This window comes from Anabaena sp. 54 (assembly GCF_017355725.1).
GTDB classification, from domain to species: domain Bacteria; phylum Cyanobacteriota; class Cyanobacteriia; order Cyanobacteriales; family Nostocaceae; genus Dolichospermum; species Dolichospermum heterosporum.
Map to the genome: position 1 here is coordinate 1 of NZ_JAAVWA010000025.1, position 25,782 is coordinate 25,782.

At 37.3% G+C, this 25,782-nt stretch carries 25 protein-coding genes; 12 read left to right on the top strand and 13 right to left on the bottom strand.

The window, feature by feature from the left end:
* Positions 1 to 480: 480 nt before the first annotated feature.
* The gene (gene murG / locus HEQ36_RS19050; RefSeq protein WP_168635365.1) at positions 481 to 1,554 is read right to left on the bottom strand and encodes an undecaprenyldiphospho-muramoylpentapeptide beta-N-acetylglucosaminyltransferase; all 1,074 of its coding nucleotides are present in this window, start codon (positions 1,552 to 1,554) and stop codon (positions 481 to 483) included.
* Between the two features lie 85 nt (positions 1,555 to 1,639).
* On the opposite strand from murG, the gene HEQ36_RS19055 reads away from it, so the two are divergent.
* From HEQ36_RS19055 to pyrE, 5 genes are all read left to right on the top strand, one after another.
* The gene (locus HEQ36_RS19055) at positions 1,640 to 2,452 is read left to right on the top strand and encodes a nuclear transport factor 2 family protein (protein ID WP_168635366.1); all 813 of its coding nucleotides are present in this window, start codon (positions 1,640 to 1,642) and stop codon (positions 2,450 to 2,452) included.
* Between the two features lie 87 nt (positions 2,453 to 2,539).
* The gene (locus HEQ36_RS19060) at positions 2,540 to 3,301 is read left to right on the top strand and encodes an SDR family oxidoreductase (protein ID WP_168635367.1); all 762 of its coding nucleotides are present in this window, start codon (positions 2,540 to 2,542) and stop codon (positions 3,299 to 3,301) included.
* A 239-nt stretch (positions 3,302 to 3,540) separates the two neighbouring features.
* Positions 3,541 to 3,888 (top strand): hypothetical protein, encoded by a 348-nt coding sequence (locus HEQ36_RS19065; RefSeq protein ID WP_233455398.1) that lies wholly within the window; start codon positions 3,541 to 3,543, stop codon positions 3,886 to 3,888.
* Positions 3,889 to 3,992: 104 nt separating this feature from the next.
* Positions 3,993 to 4,133 (top strand): hypothetical protein, encoded by a 141-nt coding sequence (locus HEQ36_RS19070; RefSeq protein WP_290708281.1) that lies wholly within the window; start codon positions 3,993 to 3,995, stop codon positions 4,131 to 4,133.
* 179 nt (positions 4,134 to 4,312) lie between these two features.
* Positions 4,313 to 4,930 (top strand): orotate phosphoribosyltransferase, encoded by a 618-nt coding sequence (pyrE, locus tag HEQ36_RS19075; RefSeq protein WP_168635368.1) that lies wholly within the window; start codon positions 4,313 to 4,315, stop codon positions 4,928 to 4,930.
* A 216-nt stretch (positions 4,931 to 5,146) separates the two neighbouring features.
* On the opposite strand, the gene HEQ36_RS19080 is transcribed toward pyrE, so the two are convergent.
* From HEQ36_RS19080 to HEQ36_RS19100, 5 genes are all read right to left on the bottom strand, one after another.
* A complete protein-coding gene (locus HEQ36_RS19080; protein ID WP_168635369.1) occupies positions 5,147 to 6,457 on the bottom strand; it encodes a tetratricopeptide repeat protein in 1,311 nt (436 codons plus the stop codon).
* A gap of 80 nt (positions 6,458 to 6,537) precedes the next feature.
* A complete protein-coding gene (locus HEQ36_RS19085; protein ID WP_168635370.1) occupies positions 6,538 to 9,636 on the bottom strand; it encodes a plasmid replication protein, CyRepA1 family in 3,099 nt (1,032 codons plus the stop codon).
* 333 nt (positions 9,637 to 9,969) lie between these two features.
* The gene (locus tag HEQ36_RS19090; protein ID WP_081424112.1) at positions 9,970 to 10,365 is read right to left on the bottom strand and encodes a PIN domain-containing protein; all 396 of its coding nucleotides are present in this window, start codon (positions 10,363 to 10,365) and stop codon (positions 9,970 to 9,972) included.
* Between the two features lie 3 nt (positions 10,366 to 10,368).
* Positions 10,369 to 10,590, bottom strand: coding sequence for an antitoxin family protein (locus tag HEQ36_RS19095; protein ID WP_039204950.1), 222 nt, complete (start codon positions 10,588 to 10,590; stop codon positions 10,369 to 10,371).
* 336 nt (positions 10,591 to 10,926) lie between these two features.
* The gene (locus HEQ36_RS19100; protein WP_168635371.1) at positions 10,927 to 12,561 is read right to left on the bottom strand and encodes a Ppx/GppA phosphatase family protein; all 1,635 of its coding nucleotides are present in this window, start codon (positions 12,559 to 12,561) and stop codon (positions 10,927 to 10,929) included.
* Between the two features lie 84 nt (positions 12,562 to 12,645).
* Between HEQ36_RS19100 and HEQ36_RS19105 the strand changes: the two genes are divergently transcribed.
* The 6 genes from HEQ36_RS19105 (at position 12,646) to HEQ36_RS19130 (ending at position 15,483) form a co-directional block, all read left to right on the top strand.
* Complete coding sequence (locus HEQ36_RS19105) at positions 12,646 to 13,527, top strand: 4-hydroxybenzoate solanesyltransferase (RefSeq protein WP_053537755.1); 882 nt, start codon at positions 12,646 to 12,648, stop codon at positions 13,525 to 13,527.
* A 126-nt stretch (positions 13,528 to 13,653) separates the two neighbouring features.
* Positions 13,654 to 14,232 carry a hypothetical protein gene (locus HEQ36_RS19110; RefSeq protein WP_168635372.1) on the top strand — a complete coding sequence of 193 codons (579 nt, stop codon included), beginning with the start codon at positions 13,654 to 13,656 and terminating at the stop codon, positions 14,230 to 14,232.
* A 372-nt stretch (positions 14,233 to 14,604) separates the two neighbouring features.
* Positions 14,605 to 14,796 (top strand): hypothetical protein, encoded by a 192-nt coding sequence (locus tag HEQ36_RS19115; RefSeq protein WP_027403704.1) that lies wholly within the window; start codon positions 14,605 to 14,607, stop codon positions 14,794 to 14,796.
* A 32-nt stretch (positions 14,797 to 14,828) separates the two neighbouring features.
* On the top strand, positions 14,829 to 15,053 hold the full coding sequence (locus HEQ36_RS19120; protein ID WP_027403705.1) for a DUF433 domain-containing protein: 225 nt from the start codon (positions 14,829 to 14,831) through the stop codon (positions 15,051 to 15,053).
* On the top strand, positions 15,050 to 15,259 hold the full coding sequence (locus HEQ36_RS19125) for a DUF5615 family PIN-like protein (protein ID WP_168635373.1): 210 nt from the start codon (positions 15,050 to 15,052) through the stop codon (positions 15,257 to 15,259). The genes HEQ36_RS19120 and HEQ36_RS19125 overlap by 4 nt, the downstream gene beginning before the upstream one ends.
* Positions 15,256 to 15,483: a type II toxin-antitoxin system HicB family antitoxin gene (locus HEQ36_RS19130; RefSeq protein ID WP_168635374.1), complete on the top strand. Its 228-nt coding sequence runs from the start codon at positions 15,256 to 15,258 to the stop codon at positions 15,481 to 15,483. Before HEQ36_RS19125 ends, HEQ36_RS19130 begins: the two co-directional genes overlap by 4 nt.
* 59 nt (positions 15,484 to 15,542) lie before the next feature.
* Here HEQ36_RS19130 and HEQ36_RS19135 read toward each other — a convergent pair whose 3' ends face one another.
* The 5 genes from HEQ36_RS19135 to HEQ36_RS19155 form a co-directional block, all read right to left on the bottom strand.
* Positions 15,543 to 15,875 carry a DUF86 domain-containing protein gene (locus HEQ36_RS19135; protein WP_039204943.1) on the bottom strand — a complete coding sequence of 111 codons (333 nt, stop codon included), beginning with the start codon at positions 15,873 to 15,875 and terminating at the stop codon, positions 15,543 to 15,545.
* A complete protein-coding gene (locus HEQ36_RS19140) occupies positions 15,872 to 16,162 on the bottom strand; it encodes a nucleotidyltransferase family protein (RefSeq protein ID WP_053537749.1) in 291 nt (96 codons plus the stop codon). Before HEQ36_RS19140 ends, HEQ36_RS19135 begins: the two co-directional genes overlap by 4 nt.
* A 333-nt stretch (positions 16,163 to 16,495) precedes the next feature.
* Entirely contained in the window at positions 16,496 to 18,253 is a 1,758-nt protein-coding gene (argS, locus tag HEQ36_RS19145; RefSeq protein ID WP_168635375.1) for an arginine--tRNA ligase, read from the bottom strand.
* A 171-nt stretch (positions 18,254 to 18,424) separates the two neighbouring features.
* Positions 18,425 to 18,868, bottom strand: a complete 444-nt coding sequence (locus HEQ36_RS19150; protein ID WP_096663115.1) for a DUF29 domain-containing protein — start codon at positions 18,866 to 18,868, stop codon at positions 18,425 to 18,427.
* Between the two features lie 325 nt (positions 18,869 to 19,193).
* On the bottom strand, positions 19,194 to 20,645 hold the full coding sequence (locus HEQ36_RS19155; RefSeq protein ID WP_168635376.1) for an MFS transporter: 1,452 nt from the start codon (positions 20,643 to 20,645) through the stop codon (positions 19,194 to 19,196).
* A gap of 71 nt (positions 20,646 to 20,716) precedes the next feature.
* Here HEQ36_RS19155 and HEQ36_RS19160 point away from each other — a divergent pair, with 71 nt between their 5' ends.
* Positions 20,717 to 21,232 carry a phosphoribosyltransferase gene (locus HEQ36_RS19160; protein WP_168635377.1) on the top strand — a complete coding sequence of 172 codons (516 nt, stop codon included), beginning with the start codon at positions 20,717 to 20,719 and terminating at the stop codon, positions 21,230 to 21,232.
* Between the two features lie 23 nt (positions 21,233 to 21,255).
* Here the strand turns inward: HEQ36_RS19160 and HEQ36_RS19165 are convergent, their stop codons facing one another.
* Both HEQ36_RS19165 and HEQ36_RS19170 read right to left on the bottom strand, forming a co-directional pair.
* The gene (locus HEQ36_RS19165) at positions 21,256 to 23,949 is read right to left on the bottom strand and encodes a DEAD/DEAH box helicase family protein (protein WP_168635378.1); all 2,694 of its coding nucleotides are present in this window, start codon (positions 23,947 to 23,949) and stop codon (positions 21,256 to 21,258) included.
* Between the two features lie 14 nt (positions 23,950 to 23,963).
* Positions 23,964 to 25,616: a site-specific DNA-methyltransferase gene (locus HEQ36_RS19170; RefSeq protein WP_168635379.1), complete on the bottom strand. Its 1,653-nt coding sequence runs from the start codon at positions 25,614 to 25,616 to the stop codon at positions 23,964 to 23,966.
* Positions 25,617 to 25,782: the final 166 nt, after the last annotated feature.

Consider the following 25,782-nt stretch of genomic DNA (forward strand, 5'->3'; position numbering starts at 1 on the left):
TTTTATTTGGAAGTCCCTTAGACTGGGAATTCATTCCCAGGCGGGCTATGGGTTTTACGTTAAGTTGACACCAATGAGCTTTTGCTTTACCCCTACAAATTTAGGTTTTTCGTAATTTCGTAAAAGTCCATGTCCTAACCGTGTTTAGTATATCGCTACAAAAGTTCGCAATTTTCCTAGTTCAATGTAAATATAGTCATTAGTCCACCGTAGTGGCGGCTGGTAAATCTTTTAGAGTGTTACTTACAGCAGAATTCAGGAGGTAGGGGCGCAGGGTCTGCGCCCAGTCAGGAGTCAGGAGTAAAACTGGCTTTCTGTCTGGCTTTGAATTTAAATCCTGTACCTCATTCGTTTAAAATATGCTGTGTTTTTGTAATACTTGTAAACGATTGTTGCAAATCTGAGAGATATTATCTATCCTACCGCGCCATATCACCAAATGCTCACAATTTAGGAATGACTATTTTGAGTTAATGGGAATTAATTTTCGATCGCCTCTCTCACCAAAGTCGCCAATTTATCTGCACTATCAGGAACAGCGATCGATGCAGCTTTCTCTCCCATTTTCCCTAATTCCGTCGGAGACTGCAACAAATTCAATACCTGAGTTGTAAATATTTCTGGAGTTAAATCCGACTGTTTAAAGGACAAAGCCGCACCAGCTTGAGTAAATACTGCCGCATTATAAGATTGATGATCTTCCGCCGCAAAGGGATAGGGAATCAAAATTGCTGGAGTACCACAAACTGCCAATTCTGTCAAGCTACCCGCACCAGAACGACTAATAGCTAAATTAGCTCTTCGCAACAAAGCCGCCATATTATCATAAAAAGCCAAGGCGATATATTGAGGATGTTGAAGACTATTAATATCAGGATCATTATCACCCGTTAAATGCACAATATAAGCACCGGCTTGAAACAAAGCGTCCGCAGACTGTCGGACTAATTTATTGACAGCTACAGCCCCCTGACTACCACCAAACACCACAATTAGAGGCACACCATCAGGAATAGGTAAATCTAAAGTGTTATTAACAGACTCATCTAAAAACTGAGAACGAACAGGAGTACCCACATAGACAGTTTTTGTCCCAGGTAAATATTGAGTAGTTACATCAAATCCTATTGCCACTGCCTTACACCAAGGCCCAAAAAAGCGGGTAACTTTGCCAGGTATTGCATTAGATTCATGAAAAACCACAGGTAAACCCAAAGAACGCGCTGCAATCACCGCAGGACCGGCAATATAACCCCCTGTGGTGAAAACTCCTTGGAACTTTCCTTGTTGCAAAATCCGTCTAACTTTAAGAATCGAACTGATTAATTTCCACAAGGTGCGGACAGAACCAAGACTCAAACCTTGCTGAAACCCTTCAACAGCAACCGTATTTAAAGGATATATCTTGGGAACTAACTGAGTTTCTAGCCGATTTGGCACACCCAGCCATTCAATATTGTATTCTGGCAGTTTTTCAGCCAATGCGATCGCCGGAAACAAGTGTCCACCTGTCCCACTAGCTGCTATGAGTAATCTAATTGATGGATTTACCATTCCCGACTATACCATTTATCTCCCAGTTTCATTAAGATAAAACAAATTCCTGATCTTGTATCATCAAATCACTAAAATCTTCCCTATGACTAAAATTATCCCCTTATTAATGAAACGTAACAAAACATTGATCACGAGTATTTCCCTAATTTCCAGTGTACTAGCAATTGGTTTATCCGGCACTTGGCAATTGGCACAAGCCGGTCAACTGGCAAATGCCCCTGCTACACTTACTAACCTATTAACACAAATTGATAATGCCGCTAATCAAGGTAATGTGAACGGTGTCATGGAATTTTATAGCCCTACATTTACTCATGGTGACGGCTTAAACCGCAAAGCAATGGAACAAGCCTTAACAGGACTTTGGAAACGATATCCCAAATTACGTTACACAACCAAGCTAGAATCTTGGAAATCGGAAGGCAATACAATTATTGCGAATACTGTCACCACAATTAGCGGTTTACCAGCATCAGGTAATAATAATTTAACTCTGCAATCTACAATTAAATCGCGGCAAAAAGTCGCAGGTGCAAAAATCGTTCAGCAAGATATTCTATCAGAACGGACTCAACTAACCGCTGGCAGTAAACCACCCCAAGTAGAAATTAAATTACCACAACAGGTAAAAGTTGGGGAAAAATATAGTTTTGATGCCATTGTCCAAGAACCATTAGGTGAAGATTTTCTCTTGGGAACAGCCATAGAAGAACCCATTCAAAGCAGCAAACTCCTCAACCCCACAATTGCAAATTTAGAATTTCTCAATTCTGGTGGACTCTTCAAAATAGGACGCGCACCCTCTACTCCCGGACCTCAATGGATTTCCGCTGTAATTCGCCGAGGTGAAGATATGACTATTATTACTCAACGGTTGCAGGTAGTCAAGAAGTAGGGGATTGGGGACTGGGTAATAACTATTTTAACTGTTGGGTGCATTTAACTTTTGGGCGCAGGCCCTGCGCCCCTACTGGACTTTTCTATGCAAAACCAAATTGTTTTCATTACTGGTGCAAGTAGCGGTATTGGTGCTGCTTGTGCCAAGATTTTTGCTCATGCTGGTGCAAAACTGATTTTAGCTGCACGACGGTGGGAACGGTTACAGCAATTAGCTAATTCGTTGGATATTCCATCTGAGAAAATCCATTTATTACAACTTGATGTGTGCGATCGCTTGGCGGTAGAATCTGCTATTGCTAACTTACCTTCATCTTGGAAAAATATTGATATTCTCATTAACAATGCTGGTTTAAGTCGCGGTTTAAGTAAATTACAGGAAGGCGACTTTCAAGACTGGGAAGAAATGATTGATACTAATATCAAAGGTTTGCTTTACCTTACCCGTTATGTTGTCCCAGGAATGGTGGAACGGAATCATGGTCATGTTATCAATATCGGTTCTATCGCCGGACATCAAACCTATCCCGGTGGTAATGTCTATTGTGGGACAAAAGCAGCCGTTAAAGCCATTTCTGAAGGCTTAAAACAAGACCTTTTAGGAACTCCCGTGCGGGTGACTTCTGTAGACCCTGGAATGGTAGAAACAGAATTTAGTGAAGTGCGTTTTCATGGTGATATAGAACGGGCTAAAAAGGTGTATGAGGGAGTTAAACCCCTAACTCCTGATGATGTAGCTGATGTGATCTTTTTCTGTACCACTAGGCCGAGTCATGTTAATATTAGTGAGGTCTTACTGATGCCTGTTGACCAAGCCAGCGCCACCCTAGTAAATCGTCAAGTGTAACCCTTCCAGACTCCGGCTGGGAATGCCCCCCAGAGGCTCTGCCTCACCTTATCTCTCGTTCCCAGACTCCGGCTGGGAATGCCCCCCAGAGGCTCTGCCTCACCTTATCTCTCGTTCCCAGACTCCGGCTGGGAATGCCCCCCAGAGGCTCTGCCTCATCTCAATACCACTACAAATCAAAAAACTATCATGTATTAGGAACACAACCCCACTTTCTTACCTGCACATTGGTAAATTAGATGCCATTATTTGGCAATATGGAAATTGCCCAAATTATTATAGATTCCCTCAATTTTCTCCAATGCCAGCAGCGGTTGACATTGTATGGTTATGTGATTATGGAAAACCATCTTCATCTTATTGCTGCTGCTGCCAACTTATCTAAAGAAATCGCAAATTTTAAATCATTTACCGCTCGTTCGATTATTGATTTACTTGAGAAAAATAACGTCAGTTATGTACTTCAGCAACTGGAAGTTCATAAATTAAAACATAAAACAAAACAAGATTATCAACTTTGTCAAGAAGGTTTTCACCCCCAAACAATTTCTAATGAGGAAATGTTTAGACAAAAATTAAGTAGGTGAGCGTTGAAAATTGTCGTTATGGCAAGGCAAAAGGCAAGAGGCAAGAGGCAAGAGTGAAAAGGGTTTGGGCGATTTTACATTTCTTTACACAGTTTGGTTTTATTGTGTTCACCTACTTAGATTACATTCATCATAATCCGGTGCAACGTGGTTATGTTGATGAGCCGTCTCATTGGCGTTATTCTAGTTATCGGAATTATCTGGAATTACCAAGTTTATTGGCTGTTGAGTTGGTTGATTTTTGAGGTGTGAGGTGGGATGCTTGAGGCAGAGCCTCTTGAGGGCATTCCCAGCCGGAGTCTGGGAACGAGGGTAATGGAGTTGATTGATTCTCGCTACTTTTTGGGTAAATCTTAATTTATGCTTAATAAAGATAACTCTGTTGAGTTTCAATTTTGATTTAACACAACTTTAATTGTTTGTAATGTCTTATTCCGCCGAAGTTTCTAGTAACCCAAACATTTGGGCAACTACCACTGATTTAACCACTCTCCGTCAAAAGTTACTAGATTTATTTTGCCGACTTGCGTATCAAGAAGGTGATTTTGTTCTTTCCTCTGGACAACATAGTTCTTACTATATTAATGGTAAACAAGTCACACTTGACCCCCAAGGTGCTTTGGCTATGGCTAGATTATTATTACCAATGTTACCTAAAGATACTCAATCTGTGGCAGGTTTGACCTTGGGTGCTGATCCTATTGTATCAGCAGTTAGTGTAGTTTCTGTGTACGAAAATAGACCGATACCAGCTTTAATTATTCGCAAAGAAGCTAAGGGACACGGAACAATGGCTTATATTGAAGGTCCCAGTTTACCCCAGGGGGCAAAAGTCGTGGTTTTGGAAGATGTGGTAACAACTGGACAATCTGCCCTCAAGGCTGTGGAGAGGCTACAGGCGGCTGGTTATACGGTAGATAGGGTAATCTCCCTTATAGATAGATTGCAGGGCGGTGGGGAGCTATATGAGTCGGCTGGGTTGCAGTTTGAGGCTTTGTTCACGATTGAGGATCTTCAAAAACACTATCGAGAAATTAAGTAGGGGCGGGGTTTCCCCCTCCAGGAGTTCAGGAGTATGGCTAACGCCACGCTGCGCTATCAGGAGGTAGGGGCGCAGGGCCTGCGCCCATTCAGGAGTTCAGGAGAAAGAAGAAAGAAGAAAGAAGAAAGAAATTTCTCCCCTACTCCCCTACTCCCCTACCCCCCCTACTCCCCTACCCCCCCTACTCCCCTACCCCCCTACCCCCCTACCCCCTATTCAAGACTGAGACATTCTGGAAATCAGATTGGTAATCTCCTGATAATACCGCGTATTTCCTGACTGAGAATAGAGATCAGCAGATTTACGAAAATCGGCGATCGCATCTAATTGATTACCCAAATGTTTATGGATATCTGCTCTGACTAAATAAGCTAAAGGATAACGGGGCTGTAATTGTATCGCTTGGTTTAAATCTGCTAATGCGCTATTTAATTCTCCGACTAGAAAGCGACTCCGACCTCGATTAAACCAATCTTCAGCTAAACTAGGGTTAATGCTGATGGCTTGAGTATAATCTGATATGGCTTTTTGATATTCTTTCAGGGCATAACGAGCATTGGCGCGATCGCTATAAAATACAGCAGACTGGGGATTTAAGCGTAAAGCCTCTGTGAAATCACTAACTGCACCAGCAAAATCTTTAACTGTATAACGACTATTACCTCGATGATAATAAGCAGCTAAAAAATCTGTATCTATTAGTAAGGCTTGATTATAGTCTTGAATAGCCATTTGTATATTACCTAACAACTTATGAGCATCACCTCGCTTACAATAAGCCGGGGCAAATTCTGGAGACACTTCTATAGCTTGAGTATAATCTGTAACTGCATTAGCAAAGTCTTGCATAGCCTCTCGTACCATTCCCCGTCCATAATACGCTGTAGCTAAATGGGGATTGATTTGTAATGCTTGGTTATAATCTTGAATAGCATTTTCATAATTTCCTAATTGATGATGTGCATTAGCTCGAAAACCATATACTAAAGCTAATGTGGGATTGATTTGTAATGCTTGATTATAATCTTGAATAGCACTTTCATAATCTCCCAAGTTGCTATAGACTAAACCTCGTTCATAGTATGCTTGAATATCATCAGGAACTATTTTTAATGCTTGATTAAAGTTAGCGATCGCTTGGTGATAATCTTGAATACGAGCATAAACTAAACCGCGATTGTAGTAAGCTGCACCAAATTTAGGATTAATTTCTAGAGAAAAATTATAATTAGAAAGGGCATTTTCATATTCTTGCAAAGCATAATAGCTATTACCAAGATTATGATAGGCTTCCGCAAAATTAGGATTTATTTTTATACATTGATTATAATCAGTAATAGCTTTTTCATAATTCCCTAAAATATGAAAAATATTACCTCGATTAATATAAGCTATCGAAAAATCAGGGTATAATTCCAAAACTGTATCAAAATTAGCGATCGCTTGTTGATAATTACCATCATGATAATGATCTAAACCCTGTTGGTGCAAAGCATTAACAACATCAAAATTGATATTCTTATTCATTTTGTCACTTGTAGGCGCACAAACTAGATTCTACCACAGATCCCCGACTTCTTTGAGAAGTCGGGGATCTGTTTTTTTGGTCAACTTATCAACACAGTTTCATACTGAGACTTCCTAGATAAATCCACTATTTCTCGTTCCATATTATGTAAAGAAGTTAACATCAAATCATCACGATGTTGCCAAACTGCAAATATTTTATTTCTACCATCATTGAGAGTTTCTAAATCAATTTTATAACCATCATTGACTTGTTGCAACTTCAAACCCAACAAACTTAAAAGTCTGTTTAATAACTTAATTCCCGCAACAGATTCCTTACCTCTAACTAAATCAATTCCTAAAGCCCGTTTAATATGTCTACTACTTTGTATGGCCACATTTTTCAACCAAATTAAGTCAGCATCATTTTCAGTAAATACCCTTTCTATTTCCAAAAATTGCATTATTCCCAAAGCCCGCATAGCTTCCACTTTGAGCGTATAAGTTCTTAAATCTGGCAGAAAAACTTTACCTTCACCCCACAATAACTGCTGACTCCATTCTTGTTGATCTTTAACATGAAAATATTCACTTTCATGAGTTAAATAATAATGAATTAACAATTGTCCATAATATCCTTTTTCGTCTTGTAATTTCAGTTGAGGAGTAACGACAATTCCATACCTTTGCCTGAGAATATATTTACTAACTTGATGACGTTCTGAATTACTGAGAGAATGTTTAGTTAATAGATGTTCATATTCTACATAGTCAATATCCTTAGCTGTAGCTACAGAATTTGCTGCTGCTAATTGGTTCTGTTGCTTAATGTCTTTGATTTTGCGTTTAATTTCCTTAGCTTTTTGCCGACTTTGCGCCCAATCTTTTTGCACTTTCACAATTTCGACAATTAACCGTTTACGATTTTCTAAATCACTAGGTTCAGTGGCAAAAAAGGCTAAACGTAAATCACGGAGAATGTTGTTTTGTACTTCATTACTTCGCATTTGGATATAATGACCATCAGCTATCAATCCATCTTGCATAGATTGCCGATAAAGACGAATAGAGGCATTTACCCTGGCAGATAATTTTGCCCAAGTGCGTAAATGAATGGGATCATAAACTAAAGGTAAATCTACATCTATTTTGTGTAAAGGACTTAATAAAGCCAAATTTTCTTTTTGATTTTCTTGATACCAATGAGATAGTAACCGATAATTTGTACTACCACTACCAATTAAGCCAATACCGCGTTTAGCACACCAAATCACACGGGGAACATTATCTCTAACTCTTGCTAAAGCTTGACGGGCTTCTGAGTCAGGAATTACTCCTTGAAAAATACCATAAACTCGGTCAAAATGTTGGACATCAATACTAATTCCTGTTCCCAAACTAGGGGTAACGAAAACAGTATCATAATCAGTAATTTTTTGATTTATTGCTGCTATCAAATCAACGGCTGCATGACCAGGTGTATTAGTAGTATAACTGCTAACTACCAGGGTTTCAGGAAATTCTCTTCTGAGTTTTTGTAACCGTTCCCTTAAATAACGTTCAATGGTTTCACAACTGTAACGTCCAGAACGACTATCGGTAGTTACATAGCATCTTCGTCCAGCAATTAGGTCTAATTCCAGTTGATGAATTAGGGGTGTAGGATTGGGTGAATCATAAAAAGTTGTATCCCAACCTTTTGCTGGTTTCCATTCATTGACAACTACCCAAGGGGTTAATTTAATTCCTGATAAAGTCTGTAAATATTCTAAAGATACATCTGATAAATCGGCATCTTGGACAATGATTAATCCTCCAGTTGTGAGAATTGTAGAAATTAGTTGTTGAAAAATGCGGAGAATTTTAACTCGTTTTTGTTTACAGGTATTGCTATTGAGTAAATGCCATAAAGATTGTTCAACTTCATCTAAAATTAATATTGCACCGCGCCAATCTTCGGGTTTTAATTTCCAAATTGAATCTACACATAATCCTAAAGATGGGGTAGTTGCTAAAGGATAAGTAACAGGTACTTCATCAGCTTCTATACTCCATTCTTGATGTTCAAAACCCCATTTAATGCCGATTTTATCACATAAAAACCGTCCTAAGATGATTCTATGGGTAATTAATAAAACTGGTTGATTATGGTTTTTTGCTTGTTGAACAATGCTTTCTAGGGCTGTGGTTTTACCTGTACCTTTTGCTGATTTAACTCCCACTAAACCAGAGGTAGGAAAGGTAATGTTTCCCAAATAAGGACGGTTAATAGTCAGTGCTGCCGGAATTGTTAACTCTGTGTGAGGTTTGGTTTGGGCAATATAAATATCTAAATCTAGACTTTGACGATAAATTTTATCAAATGCTGTTGCACCTTTAGCAATGATAAATTCATCAACTCCTTTTTCTTTTCCTGGAAGTTCGACAACTTTAACAGGGCAGTTTTGTTGTTGAAATAAATAACCGAGTTGGGAAATAGCATTATTTACAGCGGCAATTTTTTTGGCTTGAGTTTCAAAATCAAAACAAATATAAAAATCGCGTTTTGTATGTGTAAATGCGGCTAAATCAGGGATTAATTGCCGACGGGTAACTTTGCCAAATTCATCTTTAATGACCCGATAACCGCTATTAATGCCGGGAATCGCAATCGCAACATATCCCTGACTTAAAAGGGCTGCGGCTTTTTTCACACCTTCACAAATAACAATAGCTATTTTATTTTTAATTACCCATGACCAAAAGCCTTCGGCTTCACCATCATGATTAATGGTGATATTTTCCGGTAAACTTAAGTTGTAACGTTGTCCAACTTCTTGCCAAATTTGTAAGGATATGCGTAAACAAAATATGCGTGTGGGTGTACTGGGAGGATGTTCATATTTGATGGATTTACCTTTTTGATTTTGTCGCGGTTGGTTGGGCTTAAAACATCCCCATTCCATATTGTGCCAATTGTTGAGGGGGTCTAGTCCCGAACACCACCAACCACCTGCGGTAACATGATGATAACGCTGCAACCAAGCATTTCTAATCATCCCTGTATTGGTGCGAGGGAGTTGGTCAGAAATTAGCAAATATTCATAAGCACTGATGCCCTGAAGCGATTTAAAGTTTAAAAGAATTAAGTCTAAGTTTATACCACTGTTCTTGACTAATTCTTCAAGGTGTTGTGGATGTAAAGAAGGCAGATACATAAGCTGAAGCAGCTAAGGAAGATAACAAGATCAAAACTTTAGCACGCCTCGGCTGATTTTTTATAAAAGAAATTTCTGTTTTTAAGTGTTATCTTTTTTACTTTGTTTTGATAAATACTTCTGTGAATATATCAATGTGTGGTTAGGGCTGTGCAACCGTAAATATAATAAATTTGTATTGTGATATTTATACATATATAATTTTTGGTTATAGGTATTAGCTGTGAGGCTAGTTCATAATTAACCTATCTATGAGTCATTTTCTTTAAAGTCTATTAAAGCCCTCTTAAGGTGGGCATTACCCACTTTACAATACTTAAATTTTTATGTAGATTATGGAACAACTTGAACCGAACCAAACTGACGAAAATGGTAATCAAACGCAAATGCTTTCATAATTCCCAGCTTTTCCATGACAACTTTACTACTAGAATCCGTAAAACTCCATTCTTTATCAGAATAATCACGAAATAGTTGCCAAGTTAAATGGATATCTTCCTCTGTTAAATAATAGATGGTTGCTAATTTACCTGAAAAGAAAGCTTCACCTAAAATAATAGATCGTTTTGTTTCTCCTCTTGCTCTTAATAAAGTCAATGTTTCATCAATTACGTAGTCAGTCGTTAATAAAGTTTCTTTGTTATTAGTTAACCATAAAATAGCATTTTGATGCTCGGAATCAGCAGGAACAATACTAGCAAACCAAGCACCCGTATCAACAAAAATCATAAACTATTTGGAATATAAAACTTGATCATGATCTAAACCTGAGAAAGTATCTGTTTTTCCTTCTAAAGGCAGTTCAGCAATCTCTTGTAAAATTTCTAAGGGGTTTTTATGTTGAGAATAAGATTCTAGAGGAATAATAATTACTTGTACTTTACTTCCTTCTGGTAGTGTTATTGGTTCTGATAACCTCAATGTTCCTTGTTCATAAATAGCTTCTACTGGCATAGAATTTATCCTGGAATTTGATTACTTAAATTATAGCATCATCTCGGAGGGATTTTCCGCATTTGGCAACGGAAGCATCCCTACGGTAATATAGCGGTTATCGCGCTTGATGCAATATAATTAAGGGCGGGGAAACCTACAGGTTTTGCGATTTATGTATCTCACAAAGAGTGCATACGGCTAAGTAGGTGAACACAATAAAACCAAAGTGTGTAAAGAAAAGTAAAATCGCCCAAAGCTTCTTCACTCTTGCATCTGGTTACTGAGCGAAGTCGAAGTATTGCCTCTTACCTTCCCATAACGACAATTTTCAATGCTAACCTACTTGTAGCAACTTTATCTATTAATTAATGTTGCTACGAATCTTAAACCAAATTCTTCTTCAAAAACTCCTTTTTTGTAATCTAAACTCCACATTTCTAAGGCACATTCATCATCAATGGTAGATGGAAATATGGACATCTTAAATTCTTTGAAGTTGGGAATATAGTCGCATTTAACATAAGAAATAGCTCCTATTTGTCTTCTGTCTAAAGCCACAGCTAATCTTAAGATGGCGCTGAGTTGATTAACCATTGTCCGATGTTCTTTGTGCAGTAGATTTCGATAGCTGTCGTGCTTTTTCTTGGGTGGAGATTTGCGGTGATAACGGGCTATATTGGCGATGAGTTCGATTTCGGTTTCGTTATAACCGAGTAATTCACTATTTCTAATTAAGTAGTATGAATGTTTGTGGTGTGATGAATGACCGACATAGTGGCCACAATTGTGTAAAATGGCAGCAGCCCATAGTAATTGGCGTTGATCTGCATTCCAATAATGTAGTTGTCCTTTGGTTTGGTCAAATATATCTAACGCAAAAGCGGTAACGCGAGCGCTATGTTCTAAGTTAGTTTGGTATTTTTTGGCAGTTTTTAATACACTGCGTTCTCGAATGGAACTTTGAAACCGTAGTCTGTTGTCAATGAAGCCATGAGTCAGCATCCAGTCTACAATTACGCCTTCTCGAAGAGAACGTTCACAGACTGTTAAGGATTCGACTCCTAATAAGGTCATTGCTTCCTGTAAAATTACTGCTCCTGAAAGTATCACTTCTGGCCTCTTTTCTGGCATTCCGGCGATCGCCGCCCGTTCTACATTGGTCATTTTGCGGAGGCGATTTACCCAGGTTCGCAAGTCTTGGAGACTGAATTGATAGCCGTTGAGGGTGGTGGGAATAAGACCTAATTTTTCCCGTGCATGGATGGTGGCAATGGTTTCTATTGTCCCAGATGTGCCGATTAACAGGGGAGAATCGCCAATTTTGAGTTTTCCTTGGACTTCTTCTACAGAACGTTCTAGCATTCCTCTAGCGTAGGCTTGGAGGTATTTAAATTCGGTTTCGCTGATGGGATCTGAGGCGATTAATTCTCCGGTGAGGCGGACTGCACCGATTTTGGTACTGGTGAGACTACGGGGTTCTTCGCTGTCTCCTAAAATTAATTCTGTTGAACCACCACCAATGTCAATGATGATGTGGGGTTTGTTGTTAAATTCCATCCCCGACAAGACACCTAAGTAGATGCGACGGGCTTCTTCAGGTCCAGAAATCAAGTCAACAATTAAGCCAACTTCTATTTCGATTTGATGAAGAAATTCTTTACCGTTGGGAGATTCACGGACTGCACTTGTCGCCACCGCCACAATGCTATTTGTTCCTAAGCTGTTAGCAAGGGTTTTGAATCGGCCTAAACAGGCGATCGCTTTACTCATAACTTCTAGTTTTAAGTCGCCAGTAATTAAATTGCGATCGCCTAATCTCACCGTTTCCTTTTCTCTGGCAATAATGGTAAAAGATGGTAAAGTTGCTTCAATTTTTACCACCACCATGTGCAAAGAATTTGTACCAATATCAATGGCTGCAATCATCTGATTTTCTGGAACTGATTGACTGGGTGTGTTCTCCCAATTAGCCGAGACGGAATTTACCATTTTTTGTGCTTGCGAATAGGGACTGGAGGAGAAATAGCAAATAAGGATATTCTATAAATGTAAAGATATGTTAAATGACCAAATATGTTGGAGACACCAAAAACCAACCAAGAACCATTATGGCTTGTAATTATCCGGCTGTTAAGGTGGAATAAACCGGAAGGTAGGTTAATTCTGATGATACCCGCATTATGGGCTGTATTCTTAGCCGCTGGCGGTAAACCGCCTATCCCCCTAGTAGGAGTAATTATTTGCGGTAGTATGGCGACCAGTGCGGCTGGTTGTGTGGTTAATGATTTATGGGACAGAGATATTGATCCCCAAGTTGAGAGAACACGCGATCGCCCCCTGGCATCTCGCGCCCTTTCCGTTAAAATTGGGATTGTGGTGGGGATAGTCTCCCTCGCCTGTGCCGCAGTTATCGCCTTCTATCTTAATCCATTAAGCTTCTGGTTGTCTGTGGCCGCCGTTCCGGTTATCGTCCTGTATCCTGGTGCAAAGCGGGTATTTCCTGTTCCTCAATTGGTGCTTTCCATAGCTTGGGGTTTTGCGGTTTTAATTAGTTGGAGTGCAGTTACAGCCAATATTACAGCACCGACGTGGTTACTTTGGGGGGCAACGGTACTATGGACATTAGGATTTGATACAATCTATGCGATGAGCGATCGCATAGACGATAAACGTATAGGTATTAATTCTAGTGCTATATTCTTTGGTAAATATGCCCCTACAGCGATCGCTATTTTCCTCATGGGGACAGTTATTCTCCTAGCTGGAGTAGGTGTATTAGTTCACTTAAAGACAGCATTTTGGATCAGTTTAATCTTCGCCACCATCGGTTGGATTTGGCAAATTACGCGCTTACAACAGCCAAAAATACCTCACTCTGCCTATGGGGAAATGTTTCGTCAAAACGTCTGGATTGGTTTTTTAATTTTGGCAGGAATGATCATTGGTTCTTTTTAAATTTGTCATCAATTTAACCAAATCAAAATTTTCCTGTCAATCTAACTCAGGCTAGATTAAAAACTATCAGGACTACTGTTTTAAAGGTTGGGATAGTAATCTACCAGCTAGATGCAACCCAACCAAATGAATCAATCTATTTTAGTTAAACTCGCTACAATAATTCTACTGTCCCTGGGTAGTTTTGGTCTAGTTATTGGCGGTTTCCTAATTAATAAAGCTACTACTAAAACCAAACAACTACAGCCAATTACTGATACATCACAATATCAGGAAATTCGTCATCACAAATGGGCTGATCTTCAACAAATTCAACATTTTCCCGGACAAATTCCTAGTGATGCTCAAGTTTTACAAATGGCTTATTCTCCCGGAATCACACCCGAAAGTAGTTCTTTACAAATTCGTCTCAAAGAACCACAAACAAAAATCAAAAACCTGCTGAAACAATACAAAAAAATCTCTCAGCATCAATACCAGGGTGGGAATACAAATAATCATAGTAACCAACCCAACGGCGTACCGACAACATTCTTTTATACTAGCGATTCAGAAACAGAAACTTTTCCTAGCAGTTATGAAATATTGGTATTAAAAGCTGAAGATAAAAGCCAACCCGGTACAAAATGGAATCATGGTAATAGTCATGGAGTCGCAATTGATATTGCATCTTCAGAAATTATCTACTGGGCGGAAAAATGGTAAAAGCAGGAGAAAATTTAAGCACTATGGTAGTAATTTAACTTGTACTGTTGATATTTTCAAGGTATTTAAAGCCAGGGAATAAATTCCCTGTCTGAAAGCTAAAGTCGGTTAAAACCGACTGAATGGAAGAGTTTTTGGCGTTGCTGATTAAGGGTATGAATTCTAGTCTCACGCAAAGGCGCAAAGACGCACTGAGGTTTGAGTTTTAAAGGTTCAATTTGGGAATTTCATACCTCAATTCAGCAACGCCGAATTTTTTAGTCCCTTTTAATGGACTTGGGCTATTAGACTGGGAATTTATTCCCAGACGGTTTATGAAACAAACCAAAAATTAACCAATTACCAAATTATCAAATAACAGGAGTATCATCTATGAAATTACACAAATTATCCCATTTATTATTATTCTTTGTTCTCTTATTTCCCGCTTCTCCGATTATTATCACTGGTTGTAGTTCTTCCCTATTCGCACGCAAACTAGGGATATTATCAGATGATACCCTATTTATAGAATGGGCAAATGATTACCGTCATTATCTGGGTTTGCGTCAGGAATTATGCTAAAATATCGTTTATTATCACCTTTAATTAAATCAATGAATGAACTATTAACTCGAATCACACAAATACCTGGTCAATGTGGAGGTCGTCCTTGCATTCGGGGAATGAGAATTAGAGTTAGCGACATTTTAGAAATGTTAGCAGAAAATGTCAGTGTAAATGAAATTTTAGAAGACTTTCCTGATTTAGAACTAGAAGATATTCAGGCTTGTTTAATATTCGCTGCAAGACGTACTGATTTTGTTAGATTAACAGCATGAAAATTTGGATTGATGCACAGTTACCTCCAACATTAGCAGATTGGATCACAAATACTTTTGCTATCGAAGCATTTTCATTAAAAGAAATTGGTTTACGTGATGCTAAAGATATTGATATTTTTGAAGCTGCCAAAATAGCTAATGTGATAATTATGACAAAAGATAGTGAATTAAAATCAATTCAAGAAGAGGAGTCAGAAGAATGAATTTACATTACACAATTATTATTCAATGGAGTAGTGAAGATAAATGTTATTCAGTTCATTTACCAGAATTTCCTACTCAAAAATATCATACTCATGGTGATACTTATGAGGAAGCTGTTAAAAATGCTCAAGAAGTTATAGAAATGCTAATTGCCGAATATCAAGAAGATGGTAAACCTTTACCTGTAGTTAAATCTTTGGAACAATTAATGAAGGTGGCTTAATATTCAATAACATTAAAATATATTAGCAGAGTTTAGCAATGATAAACCCTTACCATCTGTTATAAATTTTCCATAATCGCTGTAACTTGTCTTTTTAAATCAGATAAATTCTGTTCAATAATTTGCCAAACTAAATTAAGATTTACCTTTAAATAATCATGAATTAAAACATCTCGTAAACCTGCCATTTGCTGCCAAGGAACATCAGAATATTTACTTCTCAACTCAGGTGATAATCTTTTTGTTGCTTCCCCAATGATTTCAAAATTGCGAATTACAGCATCTTGAATCATCTTGGTTTGCATAAATTCTTCCTTACCACCTTTTGTATATTCTTCTATTCGTTCAATACATTCTTGAATATTACTTAAATATAAACGCTCATCTTTCACAACGGTACAGCTTCACCTAATACTTTATCTCTAATTAACTCATGTAAATTATCAGGTTCAGCAATATCCACTTTTCGTCCTAGCAATGCTGCTAAATCTTGCATTAAACCAATATAATCAAATAAACTACTTTGTGGTTTTAATTCTACTAAAAAATCTATATCACTATCTGGTGTTGCTTCACCTCTAGCAACAGAACCAAAAACCCGCAAATTATCAGCACCATATTTAGTGGCAATCTTTAATATTTCTTCTCGAAATGGTAGTAATAATTCTCCAATTCCCATAATTTATTTTTGATAAACCTTAACCCTCTCTATTTTATTAGATTACATCAGGAGTTGTCAATATAAAGAGAAAATTCAGCCATTGATAAATGAGAATAATACCGGAATATTATCAAAAAAATACTGAATATGTTTGATATTATGTCAGGGTAAAGCAAAAGCTAAACCCCTACTTCTGAATTCTTTTATAGCAGTATGCACTTGAATCATAAGCCCCCTCCTCGCACCCCCCTCATTCCCCCCGCAGCGGGGGGAAGAAAAGGATAAACTTTTGATATTGGAGGGGGTTGGGGGTGGGGTTCTTGTATTTCACCCAACCAATAACCGCTATATCTACATCCTTTCTAAAACCTTAATTCCCAACAAAGATAATCCCAACTTCAGCGTTTTTGCAGTTAAATCACATAACATTAACCGCGAAGTTCTAGCAGGTTCTTCAGATTTGAGAACAGGACAATTTTCATAGAACTTGTTAAACTTATCGCTGAGTTGATACAAATAATCACACAAACGATTTGGTAATAAATCTTGTTCTACTTCCTTAATTACCTCATCAAGTTGCAGCAGATGTTTAGCTAAAGTTAATTCTGCATCTTCTCTTAGCAAGATTTGGCGATTTATTCCCAAGTTGGTAAAATCAATATTCCCTTGACGACTAATACCTTGAATTCTCACATAAGCATAGAGAAGATAAGGGGCTGTATTGCCTTTGAGAGATAACATTTTGTCATAACTAAAGACATAACTACTGGTGCGATTTTGGCTTAAATCAGCATATTTAACCGCACTAATCCCCACTACTTCAGCGACATTTTGAATAAACGCTTCTGTTTCTGTCCGTTCATCTTCTTGTAATCTCTTTTCTATGTCTGCACGGGCGCGGTTAATAGCTTCATCTAACAAATCCCGTAAGCGCACAGTATCCCCAGAACGAGTTTTAAATTTTTTCCCATCTTCACCTAATACTAAACCAAAAGGAACATGAACTAATTCCACATCATCAGGAATCCAATTTGCCTTTCTTGCGACTTGGAAAAATTGGGCAAAGTGGTTAGATTGTCCTTCGTCTGTCACATAAACAATTCGCTTGGCTTTATCTTCTTGAATCCGATAACCTAAAGCTGCTAAATCTGTGGTTGCGTAGTTATAACCACCATCAGTTTTTTGGATAATTAAGGGTAAAGGACCACCTTCCCTATTTGTAAAACCATCCAAGAAAACACATTTTGCCCCTTGACTTGATTCTAATAATCCTGTTGCTGCTAAATCTTTAACAACTTTTGGTAATAAAGGATTATAAAAAGATTCACCTCTTTCTATTAATTTGATATTCAGTAAATCATAGATGATTTGAAATTCTTGTCGAGATTGTTCACATAACAATTTCCACGCATGAAGTGTATCTTCTGCACCCGCTTGTAATCTCACAACTTCTTGACGGGAAGTTTCTTGAAAAATCGGATCTTCATCAAATCGCTGTTTGGCTTTGCGGTAAAAATTAACTAAATCTCCAATATCTAAAGCATTTGCAGTGGTGAGTGCGTCTGGATAAACTTCCCGCAAATAAGTAATTAACATCCCAAATTGCGTACCCCAATCACCAACATGATTTAACCGCAAAACATCATGACCACAAAATTCTAAAATCCGGGCAATAGAATCACCAATAATGGTAGAACGTAAATGTCCGACGTGCATTTCCTTCGCAATATTCGGACTGGAAAAATCAACAATTTGCTTTTGGGGATTTGTCGCTGTGGGGATTCCCAATCTAGCATCTACCTGAGTCGCGTTGAGTTGCGCTTCTAGATAAGATGTTTGTAATTTAAGATTAATAAAACCAGGACCTGCGATTTCTGGAGGTTCACAAATATCAGATACATCTAGTTTACTGACAATTTCCCCAGCGATAATTCGGGGTTGCTTTCCTAACTTTTTACTTAAAGATAAAGCCACATTAGCTTGATAATCACCAAATTTAGGATTACTTGCAGCCACTAAAATTGGATCTGTATTGGTATAATCTGTGCCAAAAGCAGCCACTAAAGCCTGTGTTAATTTGAGTTTTAGTTGTTCTTGTGTAGCATTCATTATGTAAATTGTATCTGTCTCTGCTGTTGAATACTGTGATATTTAAGTAGGTGAACACAATAAAACCAATCTGTGTAAAGAAAAGTAAAATCGCCCAAACCCTCTTCACTCTTGCCTCTTGCATGAGTGCCTCTTGCCTTGCCATAACGACAATTTTTAACGCCCACCTACTTAATCATTTGAGATGTCATTCGGAAACCAGTTGTCATCTAGGGCTTGCAAGAGGCTAATGTGAGCATCTGGGGGAAGTGGACATAACTTAGAAACGGACTTGATAGCGACGGGATGAGCTTTTTCGTAGAACGTTTGTAATTGAGAATAAAGGCTAGGACTATCTTCCAAACGCCCTTGAATTTGGGCGCGAAAGTTGACAATTTCCGCAGCCCAGTGATTACCGGATCTTGTTTTTTCAGATTCCCAGTAAGACAATTTTAGGAGATGTTCTAGAACACGGGTCAACAGACTAATTATGGCGCGTTTGTCGTTTTTTCCCATAATTTCTAGTTCTTCGATTAAGCTATCCCAATCTATGCTGTCAAAATTACGGTTTTGGATGTATTGGATAGTATCTTGTGTCCATTGGTTGTGATCTGTTTCATAAAGAGATGATGTCATGGTTTTTTCTCTAGTATTTGTTTGGAGAGATTTACTTATTGATCATCTAAGTAGGTTGGCGTTGAAAATTGTCGTTATGGCAAGGCAAAAGGCAATAGGCAATAGGCAAGAGTGAAGAGGGTTTGGGCGATTTTACGTTTCTTTACACAGTTTGGTTTTATTGTGTTCACCTACTTAACTTAAAATTAATTATAACATCGAAGAGATAATTTAGATGGAAATAATATTTGATTTTTGCAATATTATGTAAGGTGGGTGTTGCCCACCAAAAAATTTTCTACTCTGTTCACTATTGTTTACCCGCTGGTATAGAACTTTTAAATCTTTATATTCTCTCTCGTTGTGCTTGCAGTTTTAGCATGATTTCTGCGTGCATTTCGCGGGTAATGGGATAGAAATAGACTAAAACCAACCCGGCAATTAAACAAACAGTTGGTATTGGTCCAACAGCAATCCGAATCGCTAAAAGTGCGGATTCAGGTTGTATAGGTAAAGAACTTTGTCCAGAAACAGCTTCTTTAAAACCATAGGCTTGTAAAGTATTACCGACTAAAAATAGCCCAAAAGCTAAACCAAATTTTTGTAATAAAACCATGAAACCATAGAAAATACCTTCCCGTCGTTGTCCAGTTTGCAATTCATCTAATTCAATTACATCAGGTATCATAGACCAAGGAATTAGATAAGCTGTGGAAACTCCCACACCTGCCATTACAGCCATAACATACATTAAACCAATTTGTTCAGGCTGTAAGAAAAATAATCCAGCAGCGGCAATAATCCAGGAACTCATACCTAGAAAATAAACCAGTTTTTTGCCAATCTTTTTACTTAAATAACTCCAAATAAATAACATAAACAAAGCCGTTCCCTGAACTGCAATCATGACTGTGGGAACATCTCCCTCTTTCAGTTTCATGCAGTTAACGACAAAATAAGGAATAATGCTGGCTGTGATTTGCACACCTAACCAAGAAAAAAGATAAATAGCAATAACAAACAGAAAAGGTTTATTACTAAAGACAATTTTTAGCTGTTCAAAAAAGGGAATTTCGGCTTCCTGTGGCAAAGAAATCCGTTTTGCTTCAAAAGCCAAAATGCGATCGCGCACCCCATAAACGCACCAATACAAGGATAAAACCGAAATCACGGTACACACAGCCGCTAAAATTAGATACTGTTGTTGGCGATCGCTAATTTGTGAGAAAATAATTTTTGATAAAATCAACGATAAAATACTGCCACCAATGGAAAACGTAAACCGAAAACTATTCAAACTAGTCCGTTCGTCGTAATCCTGAGTTAATTCAGGAGTCATGGCTGTATAGGGCAAATTCACAACAGTAAAAAATGCCTGAGAGACAATCCCAATAACTACATAATACCAAAACAAACACCACATATTAACACTTTTATCGGCAGTAAATTGAGGAACAATCCACTGCAAGAAAAAGAAAAAACCAAAAGGAATTGCCCCATATAAAAGCCAAGGTAAACGACGACCCCAGCGGCGGGATTGGGTTTTATCAGTCAGCATTCCCACCATAGGATCATTGATACCATCCCAAATTTTGCCAATCATCAAAATACTACCTGCCAAACCTGCCGGAATTCCTGCCACATTGGTAAAGAAAACCATCATGTAAAATACAGCAATATTTGCAGTAATCGCAGGACCCAAATCTCCTGCACCATAAGCTAATTTAGTTTTAAAATCTAATTTTTCACTGGACAGAGATTTGTGAAAATCGTTATTATCAGAATTATCTTTAACCATAAATTACACCCTTATGAATTGACAATTGACAACAGATAATTAACAATTATTAACACACTTATTTTAGTCTTATGTCAGACCTTTACATTTCTTGGTCAGATTATCACCACAAAATTGAACAACTGGCTGTAAAGATTTATCAATCAGGTTGGGAATTTAACCAAATCGTCTGTTTAGCCAGAGGGGGACTGCGAGTAGGAGATATTCTCTCCCGCATATACAATCAACCATTAGCAATTTTATCTACCTCATCTTATAATGGCGCGGGGACATATAAAAGAAGTAATTTAATTATTTCTCGTCAATTAACCATGACTAGTGAAAATTTAGGTTCACGGATTTTGCTAGTAGATGATTTAGTAGACTCTGGTATCACTATTCAACAAACAGTTCCCTGGCTACAGAAACATCATGATTTTCCCATTCAAGAAATTCGCACTGCTGTAATTTGGTATAAAGCTTGTTCAGTTGTTGTTCCTGACTACCACGTTGATTATCTGGCTGATAATCCTTGGATTCATCAACCTTTTGAACATTACGAATCTATTAGTCCTTCTGAACTGGCACAGAATAAGAGTCAACAATGATAATTATTGTCACCTCTTACCTATCACTTTTTCTTGAAGCGATCGCCTAATCCTTTGAGTGTCATATTTTGGGCGATCGCATCATGGGGTATCAACACATAAACCCAAGGCTTTCCATTGTGTTGTAGCATATAATTAGAAGCATTTTGACACCATTTAACGGCTACATCCTTCTTAGCAACCACTTGAGGACTATCTATTTCATCTCGATTTTTGGGTTCAAGCATATAGATAATTTCTGCTGTTTCTGCTACAAAATCGGGTTGATATTCTAAATAATTTCCATCCCATTTGTAATAAATCTGAAATTGTCCTCTTGCTGGTTTAAACCATTTTATTGCATCTCGTTCCAAAATTATAGATAATACTCTTTCTGCTTCTGATTCAAATTTTTGTTCTGTATAGAGGCATTTAGAAAACCCTGTAAACAGATATTTGGACATATTGCTTTTATCTGGAGGCGAGGTTCTATAATCTAAGTAATGCTTCGTATTTGTGGTATATGCACTCTCTTTTAAGGATGTAAAACCTTTGCTAATTTCGTATTTGTACTCAACCTTATCATCTTCCCAGAAATGTTTTATCATCTGGTTATGGACAAAGTTAGCAATTTCGATTTGGTTATCAGATAAAACTTTCTGTGTCTCTTCTTCTGATAAGTAAGTGAGAAAATGACTAATAACCTGACTTGCTAAATCATAAAGTAAATCAGCATTTTCATCATAACAAATATCATCAAAATTGACTAAATTTTTGACAATATAGTTTTCTAACTGAAATTCTTCAGAATTGTCTGTTTTGATTTCTAAAGATGTAGAATCATCCGTTGCTAAAGATTGGATATATAATTCTTTTTTGGATGGAACACGATAATTCAAACCTGTCATATCTAAAGCAAAAGACCTAAAACCTGATTTTACTTCCCCTTGAGGAACAAAAATAATTTTGGGAATATCAATGGTTCGTTGAATAACTAAATCAGTGGTTTTAGCCACAATATCTGCAATATTTGGTGGTGTAGTTACCCCTTCAATTTCCAGTTGTTCTGGCTGATATTCTCTAGCTACAGCTTCCCGCACTATTGCTTGAACTTTTGGTGTTGAAAGATAAGATGCAGTTGGTACTTTTTCCGGCTGATTTTCTAATTTTTGAATTTCTTGACGAGTAAGAAATGTTATTTTCGCTTCTATTGGTGATTCAACTATAAATGGTTGAAGATTTTCGATCTCTGTTTCGAGCAAGTTGATAGTTTCTTCAGTCGTGATTCCTAAATATTTATCTAGTTTTGACTGTGAAACTACTGTTTTAGTTTTTTGTTCTAACTCTTCAGGTGTGAGAATAATTTGTTGTAATCTAATTTCTGATTCTGGGCGTTTTGCTTCTTCCACAATTTCTTGAAATTTGTCATGGGCAACAATATTTAAACGATCTACAATGGTGACACCTGTACGCTTTCCATAAGGTAAACGTAATCCCCTACCAATTGATTGTTTAATCAAAATCTCCGAATTTGCCGCTCTTAATGGTACAATTGTATAAAGGTTAGTAACATCCCAACCTTCTTTTAACATATTCACATGAATAACTATTTCTGTTGGTTCATCTGGATGTTCTACTTTTAGCAATCTTTCTACCATTTCATCTTCTTGAGTGCCTGTTTTACTAGAATCAACTTGAATGACTTTATCTTTGTAAAACCCTGCTGCAAATTCATCAGATTTAATCATTTCTAAAAGTTGTGTAGCATGGGTAGTGTCACGGGCAATAACCAGCATAAATGGCTTAACAATTGGCTTTCCTGTTTGGAGAGCATAAATTTTTAATTCAGCTTTAATATTTTCGTGCAGATAAATTCCATCTTCTAATTTGATTTGTTCAATTGCTGCTGGTGATAAACTAGCAGGATTAAAATCTTTACGAGTAACAACAGCAGGATCTTTAACAAAACCATTTTTAATGGCTGTTCCTAAAGAATATTCATAAATAACATTTTTAAAATATACTGGTTTTTTACTGGTTTCTATAGAAGGTGTCGCTGTGAGTTCTAAACCCATTAATGGTTTTAATTGGTTAATTACTCGCTGACCTGCTGAAGCTCGATATCGGTGCGATTCATCCATTAAAATTACTAAGTCTTTTAATTGAGATAGATAATCAAAATAACTTTCACCAATATATTCAGATAGTCGTTTGATTTTAGGGGTTTTGCCACCGCGTACTTCAGAATTAATTTTTGAAATATTAAAAATATTGATTTTGCAGGTAATTTGTGGATCTAAAATTGTTCTCGCATTGGTTTCATAGTTTTCACCTGTGATAATAATTGGTGAATTGATTGCAAATTCAGAAATACCTGTAAATACATATTTGGGATTATTAGGTGTAAAATCTGTAATTAATTTATTATAAATTGTTAAATTAGGTGCTAAAACAAAGAAATTTTTGATGTCATAAGCTAGATGTAAATAACTAATAAAAGCCCCCATTAATCGAGTTTTACCAACACCTGTAGCTAGTGCAAAACATAGTGATGGAAATTCCCTTTCAAAATCTGTAACCTTGGGGAATTGTTGATTAATTTTCGCTAAACTTGTTTCTATATCTGATTGTCCATTGATAGGCAAAATATCACAAACCCGATCTAAAATTTCTAATGATTGTCTTTGCGGAGGGCGCAGACTGAGACGATTAGTAATGTTATTAACGATGTTATTCATTGTATGTTATCTATTTAAAATAGTGATTGTTGTATATGCTGTTGTTGTGGTTTTTGTGGTGATGGTTGTTCAATTTTTGGAGGTGTTTTAGGCAGATTTTCGGTTTTTAAACTGTAATCGTCGTGTCCCCATTCACAGCGTGAAAGTATTTGTTGAGGAATTTTTTTAATTGTCAGATTTGGGAATATATCAACTTTGCTACGAAAAGCACTACATAAAACTAATAATGTGCGTTCTTGTCCTACTTCATCAGCAAGTTGAGATAATTGTTCATGACTGAGATTTTGGGTAGTGACATAAATAAAATCTCGTTCTGTAGAATAACCATGTTGCCAATAAAATGTATCTGATGGTGAGTATGTAAAGCCTTCTATTTTGCAGAGTGCTTCGGCTAACATGGCGGGGTTATATTCTTTATTAATAATCCAGTTACCCCATTTGTCTTTTTCTAACAGTGATGGTGCAAGACGATAATAACGAAATCCGCCGCCACCTTTCCAGTTAACAGTTTGGGTAATACCTCCTTTATCTTCACCATCAATTACTTTTTTAAGTCGGGGAATAATATGGGTATGACAATGTTCCCCCAGTTCTATCATTATCCAGCGTCTTCCCATTTTGTGTGCAACTGCGCCTGTTGTTCCTGAACCTGCGAAGGAGTCGAGAACAATATCTGATGGATCTGTTGTTATTTGAATAATTCGCGCTAATAGACGCTCAGGCTTGGGTGTAGCAAAAGGATCATCTGAGTTGAAAATATTTGACTCTTTTCTAGCCTCTTGAGTATTGCCAACATCTTGATGTAACCAAATAGTAGATGGTACTTGACCTTCTCGATCTACAGCAACAAAATTCTTAAATCTCGGAACTTTGTTTTGACCACTTTTACCCCAGTAAACTAATCCTTGCTGTTCATTATCTTGATGTCTTTCTTTGTTATAACGCCATACAGCAGTCTCTTTTGGATAAATCTCTTCACCAGTATTAGGATTCGTTATTGGATAGTAAAGATTGGGACGCTCAAATCTATTTTTATTACAAGTGTAGTCAACTGATATCCAATCTCCGCGAGAATCATTATCAAGATTTGATCGCTTTCGCCCAACATTTTCAGATTTTAATAGATTAGGTCGCCACACTGACTTATCCTTAGCAAAAACTAGTATATGGTCGTGCATATCGCTCAACCATTTAGCATCATTTTGTGGAGAGAACTTCTTTTGCCAGATTACATTAGCAACAAAATTTGCACGTCCAAAAATTTCATCACACATTACTTTTAAATAATGTGCTTCATTATCATCAATTGTAATCCAAATAGAACCATCTCTAGATAATAAATTACGCAAAATTTCTAGACGATCTCTCATTAAGCCAAGCCATATAGAATGCTCTAAACCATCATCATAATGTTGAAAAGCTGAACCTGTATTATAGGGAGGATCAATAAAAATACATTTAACTTTTCCTGTAAATTCCTGTTCTAAAGCCTTGAGAGCTAATAAGTTATCACCAAAAATTAAGCGATTATCAAAAATATCATTTTCACTGACTCGATGGGCAGCATGATAAGATTTTTCAGGATCTTCTAATAAAATTCGCGGTTCTAATTTGGGGCGAATTTCTTTACCAATCCATGTAAGTTCAAGTCTCTGCTTTTTACTCATAATTAGTTCTGATTTTATCTCAAATATTAAATAACCTCTCCCTAACCCTCTCCTACAAGGAGAGGGAAAAAGAATAAAAATGAATACTCAAGATTTTTTGTAATCCCCCTTCCCTACCAGGGAAGGGGGGTAGGGGGGTTAGGTTTTTCATATCTACTAATTTCCC

What these genes read in the sequence shown, in the direction of transcription:
- HEQ36_RS19065 (WP_233455398.1), top strand. Translation starts at nt 3,541, where the DNA reads ATGCCATTATTTGGCAATATGGAAATTGCCCAAATTATTATAGATTCC.
- HEQ36_RS19055 (WP_168635366.1), top strand. Translation starts at nt 1,640, where the DNA reads ATGACTAAAATTATCCCCTTATTAATGAAACGTAACAAAACATTGATC.
- HEQ36_RS19095 (WP_039204950.1), bottom strand. Translation starts at nt 10,590, where the DNA reads ATGCCAGTAGAAGCTATTTATGAACAAGGAACATTGAGGTTATCAGAA.
- murG (WP_168635365.1), bottom strand. Translation starts at nt 1,554, where the DNA reads ATGGTAAATCCATCAATTAGATTACTCATAGCAGCTAGTGGGACAGGT.
- HEQ36_RS19155 (WP_168635376.1), bottom strand. Translation starts at nt 20,645, where the DNA reads ATGGTTAAAGATAATTCTGATAATAACGATTTTCACAAATCTCTGTCC.
- HEQ36_RS19150 (WP_096663115.1), bottom strand. Translation starts at nt 18,868, where the DNA reads ATGACATCATCTCTTTATGAAACAGATCACAACCAATGGACACAAGAT.
- HEQ36_RS19090 (WP_081424112.1), bottom strand. Translation starts at nt 10,365, where the DNA reads ATGATTTTTGTTGATACGGGTGCTTGGTTTGCTAGTATTGTTCCTGCT.
- HEQ36_RS19130 (WP_168635374.1), top strand. Translation starts at nt 15,256, where the DNA reads ATGAATTTACATTACACAATTATTATTCAATGGAGTAGTGAAGATAAA.
- HEQ36_RS19100 (WP_168635371.1), bottom strand. Translation starts at nt 12,561, where the DNA reads ATGGTAAATTCCGTCTCGGCTAATTGGGAGAACACACCCAGTCAATCA.
- HEQ36_RS19120 (WP_027403705.1), top strand. Translation starts at nt 14,829, where the DNA reads ATGAATGAACTATTAACTCGAATCACACAAATACCTGGTCAATGTGGA.
- HEQ36_RS19160 (WP_168635377.1), top strand. Translation starts at nt 20,717, where the DNA reads ATGTCAGACCTTTACATTTCTTGGTCAGATTATCACCACAAAATTGAA.
- HEQ36_RS19110 (WP_168635372.1), top strand. Translation starts at nt 13,654, where the DNA reads ATGAATCAATCTATTTTAGTTAAACTCGCTACAATAATTCTACTGTCC.
- pyrE (WP_168635368.1), top strand. Translation starts at nt 4,313, where the DNA reads ATGTCTTATTCCGCCGAAGTTTCTAGTAACCCAAACATTTGGGCAACT.
- HEQ36_RS19140 (WP_053537749.1), bottom strand. Translation starts at nt 16,162, where the DNA reads ATGGGAATTGGAGAATTATTACTACCATTTCGAGAAGAAATATTAAAG.
- HEQ36_RS19060 (WP_168635367.1), top strand. Translation starts at nt 2,540, where the DNA reads ATGCAAAACCAAATTGTTTTCATTACTGGTGCAAGTAGCGGTATTGGT.
- HEQ36_RS19080 (WP_168635369.1), bottom strand. Translation starts at nt 6,457, where the DNA reads ATGAATAAGAATATCAATTTTGATGTTGTTAATGCTTTGCACCAACAG.
- HEQ36_RS19170 (WP_168635379.1), bottom strand. Translation starts at nt 25,616, where the DNA reads ATGAGTAAAAAGCAGAGACTTGAACTTACATGGATTGGTAAAGAAATT.
- HEQ36_RS19165 (WP_168635378.1), bottom strand. Translation starts at nt 23,949, where the DNA reads ATGAATAACATCGTTAATAACATTACTAATCGTCTCAGTCTGCGCCCT.
- HEQ36_RS19125 (WP_168635373.1), top strand. Translation starts at nt 15,050, where the DNA reads ATGAAAATTTGGATTGATGCACAGTTACCTCCAACATTAGCAGATTGG.
- HEQ36_RS19105 (WP_053537755.1), top strand. Translation starts at nt 12,646, where the DNA reads ATGTTGGAGACACCAAAAACCAACCAAGAACCATTATGGCTTGTAATT.
- HEQ36_RS19115 (WP_027403704.1), top strand. Translation starts at nt 14,605, where the DNA reads ATGAAATTACACAAATTATCCCATTTATTATTATTCTTTGTTCTCTTA.
- HEQ36_RS19085 (WP_168635370.1), bottom strand. Translation starts at nt 9,636, where the DNA reads ATGTATCTGCCTTCTTTACATCCACAACACCTTGAAGAATTAGTCAAG.
- argS (WP_168635375.1), bottom strand. Translation starts at nt 18,253, where the DNA reads ATGAATGCTACACAAGAACAACTAAAACTCAAATTAACACAGGCTTTA.